The organism is Caballeronia sp. ATUFL_M2_KS44 (genome assembly GCF_023630965.1).
GTDB lineage: Bacteria > Pseudomonadota > Gammaproteobacteria > Burkholderiales > Burkholderiaceae > Caballeronia > Caballeronia concitans.
The window spans coordinates 308,045-320,421 of record NZ_JALQEA010000039.1; the positions used below are offsets into that span (position 1 = coordinate 308,045).

The 12,377-nt window shown below is 65.7% G+C and carries 14 protein-coding genes; 8 read left to right on the plus strand and 6 right to left on the minus strand.

What is annotated here, in order from left to right; genetic code table 11:
* Positions 1–4 precede the first annotated feature (4 nt).
* Complete coding sequence (locus NCR39_RS16755; protein WP_250453198.1) at positions 5–1,999, plus strand: acetyl/propionyl/methylcrotonyl-CoA carboxylase subunit alpha; 1,995 nt, start codon at positions 5–7, stop codon at positions 1,997–1,999.
* On the opposite strand, the gene NCR39_RS16760 is transcribed toward NCR39_RS16755, so the two are convergent.
* On the minus strand, positions 1,996–2,520 hold the full coding sequence (locus NCR39_RS16760; protein ID WP_250453199.1) for an OmpA family protein: 525 nt from the start codon (positions 2,518–2,520) through the stop codon (positions 1,996–1,998). The genes NCR39_RS16755 and NCR39_RS16760 overlap by 4 nt on opposite strands.
* A gap of 169 nt (positions 2,521–2,689) precedes the next feature.
* On the opposite strand from NCR39_RS16760, the gene NCR39_RS16765 reads away from it, so the two are divergent.
* A complete protein-coding gene (locus NCR39_RS16765; protein ID WP_250453200.1) occupies positions 2,690–3,772 on the plus strand; it encodes an AI-2E family transporter in 1,083 nt (360 codons plus the stop codon).
* On the opposite strand, the gene NCR39_RS16770 is transcribed toward NCR39_RS16765, so the two are convergent.
* The 3 genes from NCR39_RS16770 to pcaH form a co-directional block, all read right to left on the minus strand.
* Positions 3,769–4,092 (minus strand): DUF2288 domain-containing protein, encoded by a 324-nt coding sequence (locus NCR39_RS16770; protein WP_250453201.1) that lies wholly within the window; start codon positions 4,090–4,092, stop codon positions 3,769–3,771. The genes NCR39_RS16765 and NCR39_RS16770 overlap by 4 nt on opposite strands.
* 84 nt (positions 4,093–4,176) lie before the next feature.
* Entirely contained in the window at positions 4,177–4,767 is a 591-nt protein-coding gene (gene pcaG / locus NCR39_RS16775) for a protocatechuate 3,4-dioxygenase subunit alpha (RefSeq protein ID WP_250453202.1), read from the minus strand.
* A gap of 4 nt (positions 4,768–4,771) precedes the next feature.
* The gene (gene pcaH / locus NCR39_RS16780) at positions 4,772–5,473 is read right to left on the minus strand and encodes a protocatechuate 3,4-dioxygenase subunit beta (protein ID WP_250453203.1); all 702 of its coding nucleotides are present in this window, start codon (positions 5,471–5,473) and stop codon (positions 4,772–4,774) included.
* A gap of 112 nt (positions 5,474–5,585) precedes the next feature.
* On the opposite strand from pcaH, the gene pcaQ reads away from it, so the two are divergent.
* Complete coding sequence (gene pcaQ, locus NCR39_RS16785) at positions 5,586–6,524, plus strand: pca operon transcription factor PcaQ (RefSeq protein ID WP_250453204.1); 939 nt, start codon at positions 5,586–5,588, stop codon at positions 6,522–6,524.
* Positions 6,525–6,730: 206 nt separating this feature from the next.
* Complete coding sequence (locus NCR39_RS16790) at positions 6,731–7,099, plus strand: response regulator transcription factor (RefSeq protein ID WP_250453205.1); 369 nt, start codon at positions 6,731–6,733, stop codon at positions 7,097–7,099.
* 31 nt (positions 7,100–7,130) lie between these two features.
* On the opposite strand, the gene NCR39_RS16795 is transcribed toward NCR39_RS16790, so the two are convergent.
* Complete coding sequence (locus NCR39_RS16795; protein ID WP_250453206.1) at positions 7,131–7,844, minus strand: lysophospholipid acyltransferase family protein; 714 nt, start codon at positions 7,842–7,844, stop codon at positions 7,131–7,133.
* Positions 7,845–7,984: 140 nt separating this feature from the next.
* Between NCR39_RS16795 and pip the strand changes: the two genes are divergently transcribed.
* Positions 7,985–8,974 carry a prolyl aminopeptidase gene (pip, locus tag NCR39_RS16800; RefSeq protein ID WP_250453207.1) on the plus strand — a complete coding sequence of 330 codons (990 nt, stop codon included), beginning with the start codon at positions 7,985–7,987 and terminating at the stop codon, positions 8,972–8,974.
* A gap of 14 nt (positions 8,975–8,988) precedes the next feature.
* Here pip and NCR39_RS16805 read toward each other — a convergent pair whose 3' ends face one another.
* The gene (locus NCR39_RS16805) at positions 8,989–10,233 is read right to left on the minus strand and encodes an EAL domain-containing protein (protein ID WP_250453660.1); all 1,245 of its coding nucleotides are present in this window, start codon (positions 10,231–10,233) and stop codon (positions 8,989–8,991) included.
* Between the two features lie 280 nt (positions 10,234–10,513).
* Here NCR39_RS16805 and NCR39_RS16810 point away from each other — a divergent pair, with 280 nt between their 5' ends.
* From NCR39_RS16810 to NCR39_RS16820, 3 genes are all read left to right on the plus strand, one after another.
* Positions 10,514–10,936 carry a hypothetical protein gene (locus NCR39_RS16810; protein ID WP_040052037.1) on the plus strand — a complete coding sequence of 141 codons (423 nt, stop codon included), beginning with the start codon at positions 10,514–10,516 and terminating at the stop codon, positions 10,934–10,936.
* A 258-nt stretch (positions 10,937–11,194) separates the two neighbouring features.
* Positions 11,195–11,464, plus strand: coding sequence for a hypothetical protein (locus NCR39_RS16815; RefSeq protein WP_250453208.1), 270 nt, complete (start codon positions 11,195–11,197; stop codon positions 11,462–11,464).
* Complete coding sequence (locus NCR39_RS16820; RefSeq protein ID WP_250453209.1) at positions 11,452–12,228, plus strand: N-acyl amino acid synthase FeeM domain-containing protein; 777 nt, start codon at positions 11,452–11,454, stop codon at positions 12,226–12,228. The genes NCR39_RS16815 and NCR39_RS16820 overlap by 13 nt, the downstream gene beginning before the upstream one ends.
* Positions 12,229–12,377 lie beyond the last annotated feature (149 nt).

A 12,377-nucleotide genomic window follows, 5' to 3' on the forward strand; every position in this document is an offset into this window, starting at 1 on the left:
AGCCATGTTCGACAAGATACTCATAGCAAATCGCGGCGAAATCGCGTGCCGCGTCGCCGCGACGGCGAAGCGCCTCAACATCGGCAGCGTGGCCGTCTATTCCGACGCCGACGCGAAAGCCAAACACGTCGACGTATGCGACGAAGCGGTGCACGTCGGCGGATCGGCGGCGTCGGAGAGTTACTTGCGCATCGAGCGCATCGTCGATGCAGCGAAGAAGACCGGCGCGCAAGCTGTTCATCCCGGTTACGGATTTCTTTCGGAGAACGAAGCGTTTGCCAACGCGTGCGAAGAGGCGGGTCTCGTCTTCATCGGGCCGCCCGTCGAAGCCATTCGCGCGATGGGTTCCAAGGCTGCAGCGAAGGCGCTGATGCAATCGGCGTCCGTGCCGCTCGTGCCCGGTTATCACGGCGACGATCAATCGCCCGATCTGCTTCAGCGCGAAGCCGACCGCATCGGTTATCCGGTGCTGTTGAAGGCGAGCGCGGGCGGCGGCGGCAAGGGCATGCGCGTCGTCGAGAAAAGCGAGGACTTCGCGCAGGCGCTGGCGTCGTGCAAGCGCGAGGCGGCGTCGAGCTTCGGCAACGATCGCGTGTTGATCGAAAAGTATTTGCTGCGGCCACGGCACGTGGAAGTGCAGGTCTTCGCGGACAAGCACGGCAACGCGGTTTTTCTCTTCGATCGCGATTGCTCCGTGCAGCGCCGCCATCAAAAGGTGCTGGAAGAAGCGCCGGCTCCCGGCCTCTCCGATGAAACCCGCCGCGCGATGGGCGAAGCCGCCGTTGCAGCGGCGCGCGCGGTGAATTACGTCGGCGCGGGCACGGTCGAATTCATCATGACGCAGGACGGCCAGTTCTACTTCATGGAGATGAACACGCGCCTGCAAGTGGAGCATCCGGTGACGGAGATGGTGACCGGGCTCGATCTCGTCGAATGGCAATTGCGCGTGGCGGCGGGCGAGCCGCTGCCGTTGCAGCAGCACGAGCTGCACGTGAACGGCCATGCGATCGAAGCGCGCATCTATGCCGAGAATCCGTCGCGCGGCTTTCTGCCGTCGACGGGCACGCTGAAGCATCTTGCGTTGCCGGATGCAGTGGAGTTCACGATCGACGGCCACGTGCGCATCGACAGCGGCGTGCGTCAGGGCGACGCCATCACGCCGTTCTACGATCCGATGATCGCGAAGCTGATCGTGCATGGACGCGACCGTCGCGATGCCCTCGCGCGCATGGCGCGTGCGCTCGCGCAATGCGAGATCGTCGGGCTGCATACGAACGTGGAGTTTCTGCAGCGGATCGTGAAGAGCGAACCGTTCTCGCAAGGCGAACTCGACACCGGCCTGATCGAGCGTCATCACGATGCGCTCTTCGCGGCTTCATCGGTGTCGCGCGAGAAGGCGCTGGCGCTCGCGTGCGCGGCCCTGCTCACGCGCGAGGGCGGCGAAGCGCACGGCCGCTCGCCGTGGGATGCGCTCTCGCACTGGCGCATGGCCGGCGGCTATAGCCAGGACCTGAACTGGCGCGCGGTGGGTTCGGACGAGGCGCTGAAGGCCGTCTTCACGAAGAACGGCGCGATGCATCTGCAATTGAACGGAGCAAGCGCGCGCTTCGAATGGTCGCATCGCGGGGAAACGGCGTTCGCCGTTCAGCTCGACGATGCGCTCGTGAAAGGCCACGTTTTCACCGACGGCGATGTCTTCCACGTCTTTCTGGAAGGCGCCGCGTTTGCGTTCGAATGGCAGAACCTGATGGCCCATGCCGGCGACGCCGAGCACGAAGGCCGTCTCACCGCGCCGATGCCCGGCAAGGTGGTCGCGGTGCTGGTGCAGGCGGGCGCGTCGGTGCAGAAGGGCGCGCCGCTGATCGTGATGGAAGCGATGAAGATGGAGCACACGATCGTCGCGCCGGCCACCGGCAGAATCGGCGAGATTCTCTTCGATGTCGGCGATCAGGTCGCCGATGGCTCGCAACTGCTCGTGCTCGAAGCGGAAGGAAGCTAGCGCTTTTTCTTCGGCACGGGGCCGAGCAGCGTGTCTTCGCTTTCGGCGCGCACGAGTAACTCGACGCGCCGGTTCAATGCGCGGCCTTGCGGCGTGTCGTTGCTCGCGATGGGCCGCAGATACGCCATGCCTTTCGTCGTGAGCCGCTCGGCCGGCACGCCCCGCGCGATCAACGCGCGCGCCACCGCTTCGGCGCGCGCCTGCGAGAGGCTCTGGTTGTAGGCGAGCGGGCCGTCGTTATCGGTGTGGCCCTCGATCAGCACCGGACGCATGCTGCGCTTGAGCACCGTGGCGGCGCGGTCCAGCGCGGGCAGGCTGCCTTGCCGGATGGTCGCTTCGTCGCTATCGAACAGCGCCACTTCGGGCAGGCGCATTTCCACGCCGCCCTTGACGGCCTGCATCGCGATGCCGTATTGCGCGTTCAGCTTCTCTTCGTCCGATCGGTTGAGTTTCGTCGAACAGCCTGCCAACAGCGCGATCGACGCGCATGCTCCCATTGCCACCCAGCCTTTACCCAGCATTCCCGGATTCCTTGCGTTGATGCCCGACTCGCGATTATAGGGAGGACATAACGTCGCGTTGTAAAGAACAGTGCAATGGTGGCAGTAAGGAAGTGGAATGAATCGTGCGCTTACAATGCACGCGGCTCTATCGCTTCGCTTTCAGTCGATTCCACCAGAGGCTCCGTTCATGGGTATTCCTTCGCGCAACGAGAATGCATCCGATTCCGCCGATCGCACGCGCCGGTTTCAACGCGCGGCATCGGCGGCGCTGTATGCGGTGCTCGTGCTCATTGCGCTCTACACGGCGCGCACCTTCATTCCGGCTGTCGTATGGGCCGTGGTGATCGCCATTGCGTTGTGGCCCGCGTTCGGCTGGCTCGAACGGCGGCCGCTCTTCAGAAAGCGCCATACGCTGCTCGCCGTCCTGCTGACGCTTGCAATCGGCTTGCTGTTCGTGGTGCCGTTCGGCATCGTCGCGGGGCAGACCATCGATGAAGCGCGCGACATGATGCGCTGGTTCCATGACGTGCTCCGGACCGGCATCCCGATGCCCGCGTTCATCGAACATCTGCCGACCGGCTCCGAGCAGGCCGCGCGCTGGTGGCACGACAATCTCGCGACGCCGCTCGAATCGTCGCCGGCGGTGAAGAACCTGCACAGCGCCACGTTCGTCGCGATGACGCGGCATTTCGGCGGGCGCGTCGTGCATGGCCTCGTCATCTTCGGCTTCATGCTGATGACGCTCTTCTTCATCTTCCAGGCGGGCGCGAAGCTCGGCCGGCAAATGCTCGCGGGATCGAGCCGCGCGTTCGGCGCGGACGGCGCGGCGCTGTTGCAGCGCATGGCCGATGCGGTCCGCAGCACGGTCGTGGGGCTCGTGGTCGTCGGTTTGGGCGAGGGCGCGCTTTTGGGTATCGCGTATGCGATCACCGGCGTGCCGCACGCGACGCTGCTCGGCATGCTGACAGCCGTCGCCGCGATGCTGCCGTTCTGCGCGCCGATCGTATTCCTCGGCTCAGCGCTGTGGCTGCTCGTGCAAGGATCGACGGTGGCCGCCGTGGGCGTCGCTGTTTTCGGGTTGGTCGTCGTGTTCGTGGCCGAGCATTTCGTGCGGCCTGTGCTGATCGGCGGCTCGTCGCGGCTGCCGTTCCTGCTCGTGCTGTTCGGCATTCTCGGCGGCGCGGAGACGTTCGGCCTCATCGGCCTCTTCATCGGTCCGGCGTTGATGACGATTCTCGTCGTGCTCTGGACCGACTGGGTGCGCGCTTAATTCGCGTTCGAGCGATTGCCGCGTTCCTGCACGCATACCCATGGCGATACCACGACCGCCCACAACTCGGGATCGCGCGCGGCGAGATCGGCGGCGGTTTCCGCCTGAACGCGCTCGATCAGCCCGGCCGACAGCCATTGCGTGACCTGTTGCGTATCGTCGCCGGCGACGGCTTCGGCCACGCTCACGAGATCGAGATCACCCTTGACCCAGATCAGCACGCCCTTCGCGAAGAAACGCTCGAGTTCCGACCAGCCGATCTGCGCGGTTTCGGCGAGGAGCTTGACATAGAGCGGGCTGGGATTGGCGGCGTCGGTCATAACGTGCATGCGATAAAAACGAAAGGCGTCCGACACTATAGCGCAGTGCCGGACGCCTTCGCTTCCTGCTGACAGCGATACCGCTCAGAGATCGAAGAAGACGGTCTCGTTCGGCCCGCGCAGATGGATGTCGAAGCGATACACCGTCGCCGCCGTGTCCGGCTCGCGCTTCGCGATCAGCGTGTGACGGCGTTCGGCCGGCACGCTTTGCAGCACGGTGTCCTTCGCGTTGGCATCGGTTTCATCGTCGAAATAAAGGCGCGTGTAGGAGTGCAGCAGCATGCCGCGCATCAGCACGATGATGTCCAGATGCGGCGCGGAATCGTCGTCGGTCTTGCCGGGCTTCACCGTATCCACGACGAAGCGCAGCTTCGGATCCGTGCCGGTGCCCACGCGCGCGAAGCCGCGGAATCCCGACTCGCGCGCTTCTTCCACGCTCTGCACGTAGCGGCCGTTCGCGTCGGCCTGCATGACTTCGATCAGCGCGTCGCCGATCGGCTTGCCTTCCGCGTCGAACACGTTGCCGACGACGGAAATGTGCTCGCCCGGCACTTCGCGATCCGCCGCCGATGCCGTGAAGAGGCTCTTCAGATCGAAGTTGTACTGCTCGGGCACGAGGCCGTACGCGAAGTACGGTCCGACGGTCTGCGAGGGCGTTTGCTTGAGGGTGGTCATGTCGTCACTCCGTCGGGGTCTGGTCCGGGCCGCGCAGCACGATGTCGAATTCGTAGCCGAGCGCGTAGTTTTCCTGCGTCGTATCGATCGAGAAGCGCGATACCAGCCGATGCCGCGCGTGCTCCGGAATGCCCTGGTAGATCGGATCGAGGTCGAGCAGCGGATCGCCGGGGAAGTACATCTGCGTGACGAGACGCGAGCCGAAGTATTCGCCGAAGAGGGAGAAGTGAATGTGATTCGGACGCCACGCGTTCGGGTGATTGCCCCACGGATACGCGCCCGGCTTGATGGTCATGAAGCGATAGCGGCCTTCGTTGTCCGTCAGGCAGCGGCCCGCGCCGAGAAAGTTCGGATCGAGCGGGGCGTCGTGCTGATCGGCCTTGTGGACATAGCGCCCGGCGGCGTTCGCCTGCCAGACTTCCACGAGCGTGTTGCGCACCGGCCGGCCGCCTTCGTCGAGCACGCGTCCCGTCACGATGATGCGTTCGCCGAGCGGCTCGCCGTTCTTGGCCGCGTTGCGCGTGAGGTCGTTGTCGAGCGTGCCGAGGTCGTCGGCGCCGTAGACCGGCACGCGGCGATTGCGCAGGTTTTCCTTCAGCGGGATGAGCGGCAGCGACGGGCTGCGCGAAATCGACGACCGGTAGCCCGGCGACAGATACGGCGGATGGGATTCCCAGTCGCGCGGCGTGAGGATGGGGGACGTCATGTCACTGTCTCCTGATGATGTGACGTGAATAGGATATTTCTGGCAGCTACTTTATCGAACGCATCGAGTTATGGAAAATGACGTTTTGTGCGTCGATACATAACGGCTACTCATGGATACCGACTTCACGAATACGCGCGTCAAGTTCCGCCATCTCCAGTGTTTTCTGGCCGTCACGCAGTTGGGCAGCGTGCAGCGCGCGGCGGACAGTCTTTCGATCACGCAGCCGGCGGTGTCGAAGACGATCGGCGAACTCGAGTCCATTCTAGGCGTGCGGCTGTTCGAGCGCGGACGGCGCGGCGCGGTGCCGACGCGCGAAGGCCGGCTCTTCGCGCCGCATGCGAGCGCGTGCGTGGCGTCGCTGCGCGAGGGCGTCGACATGCTGCTGCGCGAGCGCGGCGACATGCCGGGCGCGGTGTCCATCGGCGTGTTGCCGACGGTCGCCAATGCGCTGCTGCCGCCCGCGTTCGCGGCTTTTCGGCAGCAATGGCCGGCGATCTCGCTGAGCGTCGCGACCGATTCGAACGCGTCGCTGCTGGAAAAGCTGAAGGCGGGCGATGTCGATCTCGTCGTCGGCAGGCTGTCCGAGCCGGAAGCGATGCACGGGCTTTCCTTCGAGCAGATTTATCGCGAGCCGTTGGCCGTCGTCGTGCGCCGCGATCATCCGCTCGCGTTCGAAACGCCGCTCACGCCCGCGCTGCTCGCGCGCTTCGCCATTGTCGTGCCGCCGTTCGGCACGCTCATCCGGCAGTCGGCTGAAAGCGTGCTGACCGCGTTCGGCGCGCATGCGCTGACGGCGCTCGTCGAAACGCTGTCGGTGTCGCTCGGGCGCTCGCTCGCGCTTCACAACGACGCGGTCTGGTTCGTGCCGGCCGGCGCGGTCGAGCACGACATCGCGCTCGGTCTTCTCACCGCGCTGCCGATGCCCTTCGCCGGCACCGACGAGCCCATCGGCCTGATCCGCCGCAACGACGCGGCGCGCACGCCGGTTGAAGAATCGCTCGTCGATGCGATCCGCGAGGCGGGCCGCTCGCGCGCCGGCACGAAGTAAGCGCATCGGGCGCTCAATTGACCGACGCCCCCGCGCGGCCCGCCGCTTGCTCAAGCAGCATTTACCGCGCAAGTTTCGCGCGAACACAATACTATGACGAAAGGCATCGAAAGAACGTGGCGGCAACGAAAAGAGCCGTTTTCGGTCACAACGGACGTTGCCCGCCGCTTTTGCCCGCTCTCAACCGTGCCCGCCCCGTTTGCAAGATGAAGACCGTACTGCTCGTCGACGACGATCCCGCCACCATCGAAGCCTGGTCCCTCTGCATGCAGGGTGAGGATTGCAACGTCTTGTGCGCGGCGGACGGCAACGGCGCGCTGTCCATACTGGGCGCGCAGGCGGTGGATATCGTGGTGTCGGACTGGATGATGCCTGGCCTCGGCGGCGCGCTGCTCTGCCAGACGATGAAGAACGACGCCACGCTCGCGCACATTCCTTTCCTGATGATTTCGGGGCATCCGAACCCGCCGGCCTTTGTCAGCTACGACGGCTATTTGCGCAAGCCCGTCGACTTCGAGACGCTGGTCGCGGCGGTCAACCGGCTGTGTGCCGCCAAGAAGCGGCCGATGTACTGAGCCGCGCTTAGGTACAGTCTCAGCGCCTGTTTCAGCGCAGTTCGGCCAGCGCTTCGTCCATTTGCGTCTGCGCGAGCCGGTTCAATTCCTGTGGAATATCGCATTCGAGCGGCAGCGGCGGCGTGACGATCACGCGGATATGCCCGCCGTGATCCGGCCAGCCCTTCGCGGGCCACACCTTGCCCGCGTCATGCACGACCGGCACGACCGGCGCTTTCGTCGCGCAGGCGAGCCGCACGCCGCCTGATGCGAGCTTGAGCGGCGCATCGTGCGCGACGCGCGTGCCTTCCGGAAAGATCACGACGGCATCGCCCTTTTTGAGCCGCGCGGCGCATTCGCGCGTGACGGCCTGATGCGCCTGACGAATCGATCCGCGATCCAGACTCACCATGTCGAGACCGCGCAGCACCCAGCCGAAGAACGGAATATTCATCAACTCGTGCTTGAACACGAAGCTGATGCGGCGCGGGAAAAGCGCCATGAACGCGAGCGTTTCCCACGTCGATTCGTGGCGGCTCAGGATGATGAACGGTCCTTGCGGCAGATGCTCCAGCCCTTCCACGGAAGTCGTCACGCCGGCGATGACGCGCATCATCGCGACCATCGCGCGGCACCAGAGCTTCGCGAGCCAGTAGCGCCCGTCGCGGCCGACGAACGGAAAGAGCGGCAGGATCAGAATCGACCATAGCGTGCCGCTGCCGAGCAGATAGATGGCGAAGAGCCACTTGACGAGGGTGCGGCGCATCGAGCGTGGCGGAGTCGGTGTCGACAAGGGGTAACGGGCAAGCTGCAAGCATAGCGTATCGGTCTTTCTTGAGCTTTCATGCGCGCGCCACCGCGCGATGCAACAATTGAGCATTCGACCTAACAGCCAGGACACGCGCGATGGATCAACAGGATCAACACGGCCAGCAGCCGGTGAATGTCGACGAAGGCATGCTCGACGTAGGCGACGGACACGCGATCTACTGGCGTGCGCAAGGGCCGCGCGACGCGCCTGTCATGCTCGTCGTGCACGGCGGGCCGGGCGGCGCGATGAACGTGAAATGGGCCGATGCGCTCGAACCCGCGGCGTGGCGCGTCGTCTTCTTCGATCAGCGCGGCTGCGGCAAGTCGAAGCCGTTCGGCAAGCTCGAGCACAACGGCATCGACGCGCTCGTCGGCGACATGGAGAAGCTGCGCGTCGCGCTGAATATCGAGCGATGGGCGATTTTCGGCGGCTCGTGGGGCACGACGCTCGGGCTCGCGTATGGCATCGCGCATCCCGAGCGCTGCACGGGCTTTCTGCTGCGCGGCGTGTTTCTCGCGCGCCGCGAGGACATCGACTGGTTCCTGTGGGACGTGCGTCGCGTGTTCCCGGAAGCGCACCGCGCGTTTCTCGATGCGATCGAGGCGGCGAGCGGCACGCGCCCCGCGAGCGGACAGGACATTCTGACGATGACGGAAGCGCCGCTTGCGCGTTTCGACGAAGCGGGCGCGCAACTCGCGCGCGCGTGGACGCAGTACGAGACGACGCTGTCCGTGGTCAACAAGCCGGCCCCGGAACCCGCCGACGAAGAGAAGCGCCCGAGCGCCGAAGCCAACGCCGCCGCCGTTTCCATGGCGCTGCTGGAGCGTCACTACATGGCGAACGAATTGCCGCCGCCGCCGTTGCTGCCGTTGGTCGCGCGAATCGCGCATCTGCCGTGCCGCATCGTGCATGGCCGCTTCGACATGGTCTGCACCGCGGATCAGGCCGTCGCGCTGGCCGCGCACTGGCCCGGCGCGGAACTGAAAGTAGTGAACGCAGCGGGGCACTGGACCTTCGAGCCGGGCAATCTGGCGGCGCTGCGCGCGGGCGCGCTGGCGCTGTCGGGGCTCATCGCGCGCGGCTGACGGGCGGGCGATTCTTACGGAAGCCGTGCCGGCGCGGTATCGGAGATGCGTCGCCAGTCGAGATCCGCGCCGACGACGAGCGTGCGGTCGCCGCGCCGTATCGCGACGGTGAGCGTCACGCACAACAACGTGCCCGTGACCGACAGATACGGCGCGCTCGCGACGACCTGCTGCGGTTGCGCGCAGGCTTCGACGAAATAGCCGCGATTGTCCCAGCGGCCGGTCGATGCATCCGCGATCGGCGCGAAGCGCGCGCTGCGCCGCCTTTCGCCCGCGCCGGGCAGCGTCGCGCTGAACTGGCGGCCGGCTTCGTCGAGAAAGAAACAACTGACCGTGCCCGGCAGCGCGAGCATGTCGGCGCAGGCCGGCTCGGTGCCCGCGCCACCCGCGATCCGCCGCGCCGCCTGCGAAAGATTCGCGCGATACGGCATCAGCAGCAAATCGGCGGCGAGGCGCTCGTTGCGGCGCATGTGCGCGAGCGCGTCGAACGCGTCTTCGATCAGCGGTGTCGCCGCGCCGCGCGGGGCGGGTTCCTCGCACGGCTGGCCGAACAGGAAGCCCTGCACGAAATCGACGTTGGAACGCGCGGCGAGCAGCAGATCGTCGCGCGTCTCGATGCCTTCCGCGACCACGAACATGCCCGACTGATGCAGCAGATCGACGAGCTTCGGCATCAACGCATCGCGCAGATGAGCGTGTTTCAGGGCGCTCTGCGCGCGCACGAGACTGCGATCGAGCTTCACGATGTCCGGCTGCAGCGTGAGCAGCCGGTCGATATTGGAGTGTCCCGCGCCGAAATCGTCGACGGCGACGAGAAAGCCTTGCGAGCGAAAGGCGCGCGTCGCGGCGGCGATGCGCTCCACGTCGGTGCCGCCCGACTCCAGCACTTCGATCACGAGCTGCTCCGGCGCGAGCCCGACTTCGCGCGTGCGCGCTGCGAATTCCTTCGCGTAGCCGGCGGCGGTGAACGTGGCCGGGTTCATGTTGACGAAGAGCCAGTGCGCGCCGGGCAGACGCGTCGCCGCGTTGCGCAGGTGCGTGAGATGGCTCATGCGGTCGAGTTCGGTCAGCGTTCCCGCGACGATCGCGCGGGCGAAGAGATCGAACGGTCCGACGAGCGGGGCATCGTCGGCGCCGGCGCCTTCCGGACGGCCGCGCAAGAGCGCTTCATAGCCGATTGCGCGTTGATGGGGAAGGCTGTAGATCGGCTGAAGATGCGTCGCGAGCGCGATGCCGTCGACGACTTCGGCGCCGCGCATCAGCACGCCGGCATCCATAGGCGGCGGGCGCGGCGGGCGCGCGCGGCCTGACGGTCCGCAAGGGATGCACACGAGTCGAAGAACGGCAGCACGGCAATGACGCGGGCGTGAAAGGGCGATGATCCGTTTATCGGCCTGCCGTCAGCAAACTTGAGTGCGTGTCGCCGGGCGCAACGTGCGCCAGACTGCGTCCTATTATTAGGAGGCGATGATACGATCGCGATGCAACTTAGCCGCGCGCGGCTCGTCGGACCTGCATTGAACCTCAAGAGAGACATCGATGGCGCAACAGAAAACCAATCCCAAACTCGAGCAGGCGCTGACGCGCGGCGATCTCGCGATCCGTCAGGCCAACTCGGGCCGCGCCACGGCGGTGCTGCGGGCGCTCGGCAAGATGATCGTCGAGGCGTCGTCGACGATCGGCGTCGAGGCGCACGTGGTCATCCATGACGGCGACAAGATCTACGATCCCGCCGACGGCGCCTGGCCGCAGCAACTGCTCGTGTCGCTCGACGGCCCGGTGGAGGACAACGATCCGGACGAAATCCGCACCGTCACGCTGCTCGCCGACACGCCCGGCACCATTTTTCGCTGCGAATGGCAGCGCGCGGACGGCAACATCGGGCGGCAGGAAGGCCGGCCGCTCGCGATGGTCGCGTTCATCACGGACGTCGACATTCCCTGGCTCGACGAAGAAGACTGACAACCCAACGGCCGCGGTCGATGCCGCAGCACGCGAAGCGCGGAAGCGGGCCGAATGGCTCGCTTCCGCGCTTTCGTTTTGGCGCGCGGGACCGGCGCTCCGTCCATTCAACCCGCTTTCGCCGATTCTGCGATGCGCAAACGTTGACGCGCGGCGGGATCGTCGTTTATTCAGCCGCTTAAGAAATATTTGAGAACGCGTCGCGGCCCGCTATTCTTGAAAATGCCTCTGGCCTGATTCGTGGCGGTCTGCTCGTCGTTGTCCGTCGTCCTCTATCGCGCACGCACATTTCCGTACGGCAAATGCGTCTTCGAACGCGTGCCTACCGGCAAGTCTTTCGCCGATCAGGCGCTTTCTCCCGGCGTTTCGGGCAGAAAACCGCCGGACGCGCGGCTGGCGGGCACACCGTCGATCGGCTTCGCAAGAGGCTCGACACGCCGCGCGGCGGGCCGTTCCTGCCTGCCTCACCGTCGCGCGGCTTTCCCAATCGCCAAGAAAAACATGGGGTCTCAAAAATGGAACGTCTGAACCTTGCCGCGAACGCCGCCGCTCACCACGACGATACGGCGCTTCGTGCAACGCTCAAGGTGGTGCCCGCGTTTTCGAAGACCGAGTGGATGCCGTTCACCGTTCGCATCGTCCGCGACGAAGCCGGGCTGCGCAAAGCCCTCACCATCAGACGTTCCGCGTATGCGCGGCACCTGCCCGATTTCGCCGAAAGCATGTCGGTCGAGCATTGCGATCGCGACGCCGGCACGGTCGTGCTGCTCGCCGAATCCAAGCTCGACGGCGCGCCGCTCGGCACGCTGCGCATTCAGACCAACGTCTGCGGGCCGCTGGCGGTCGAGCAGTCGGTCACGCTGCCGCCTCGCCTCGCTGGGAGCCGGCTCGCGGAAGCCACGCGGCTGGGCGTGGCGGGCGGCGTGGTCGGGCGCGTCGTGAAAGTGGCGCTCTGCAAGGCGCTGTGGCGCTTTTGCGAGTTGCGCGGGATCGACTGGATGGTGATCACCGCGCGCGCGCCGCTCGACCGCGAATACGAAGCGATGCTCTTCGAAGACGTCTTCGGCCCGCACGAATTCCGCCCGATGCCGCATGTGGGCGGCCTGCCGCATCGCGTGCTGGCGAAGGAAGTCGCCGTCGCGCGCGAGCGCTGGGCGGACGCGCGTCATCCGTTGCTGAACTACATGGTGCATACGCACCATCCGGACATCGATGTGGAATGTCCAGATTTATCTTTTGCCTGGGAACCGGTAGGATGCCCAGAGGCTCCGCTGATGGCTTACGGTTGTTGACCACCGCCGTTCCGGACTAGCAACACCCAGGCACCAAGCAAGCACCACATAAGCGAATAGCAAATAAGCCGGACCCCGGCGCGGTCCGGTCGGCCAAACGCAGCGATGGCGGGGCGCGCTCCGCATCGCTGCCGTCCTGCGCTGGCGCA

Coding starts and splice junctions, on each gene's coding strand:
- NCR39_RS16755 (WP_250453198.1), top strand. CDS start 5: ATGTTCGACAAGATACTCATAGCAAATCGCGGCGAAATCGCGTGCCGC.
- NCR39_RS16760 (WP_250453199.1), bottom strand. CDS start 2,520: ATGCTGGGTAAAGGCTGGGTGGCAATGGGAGCATGCGCGTCGATCGCG.
- NCR39_RS16765 (WP_250453200.1), top strand. CDS start 2,690: ATGGGTATTCCTTCGCGCAACGAGAATGCATCCGATTCCGCCGATCGC.
- NCR39_RS16770 (WP_250453201.1), bottom strand. CDS start 4,092: ATGACCGACGCCGCCAATCCCAGCCCGCTCTATGTCAAGCTCCTCGCC.
- pcaG (WP_250453202.1), bottom strand. CDS start 4,767: ATGACCACCCTCAAGCAAACGCCCTCGCAGACCGTCGGACCGTACTTC.
- pcaH (WP_250453203.1), bottom strand. CDS start 5,473: ATGACGTCCCCCATCCTCACGCCGCGCGACTGGGAATCCCATCCGCCG.
- pcaQ (WP_250453204.1), top strand. CDS start 5,586: ATGGATACCGACTTCACGAATACGCGCGTCAAGTTCCGCCATCTCCAG.
- NCR39_RS16790 (WP_250453205.1), top strand. CDS start 6,731: ATGAAGACCGTACTGCTCGTCGACGACGATCCCGCCACCATCGAAGCC.
- NCR39_RS16795 (WP_250453206.1), bottom strand. CDS start 7,844: ATGCGCCGCACCCTCGTCAAGTGGCTCTTCGCCATCTATCTGCTCGGC.
- pip (WP_250453207.1), top strand. CDS start 7,985: ATGGATCAACAGGATCAACACGGCCAGCAGCCGGTGAATGTCGACGAA.
- NCR39_RS16805 (WP_250453660.1), bottom strand. CDS start 10,233: ATGCGCGGCGCCGAAGTCGTCGACGGCATCGCGCTCGCGACGCATCTT.
- NCR39_RS16810 (WP_040052037.1), top strand. CDS start 10,514: ATGGCGCAACAGAAAACCAATCCCAAACTCGAGCAGGCGCTGACGCGC.
- NCR39_RS16820 (WP_250453209.1), top strand. CDS start 11,452: ATGGAACGTCTGAACCTTGCCGCGAACGCCGCCGCTCACCACGACGAT.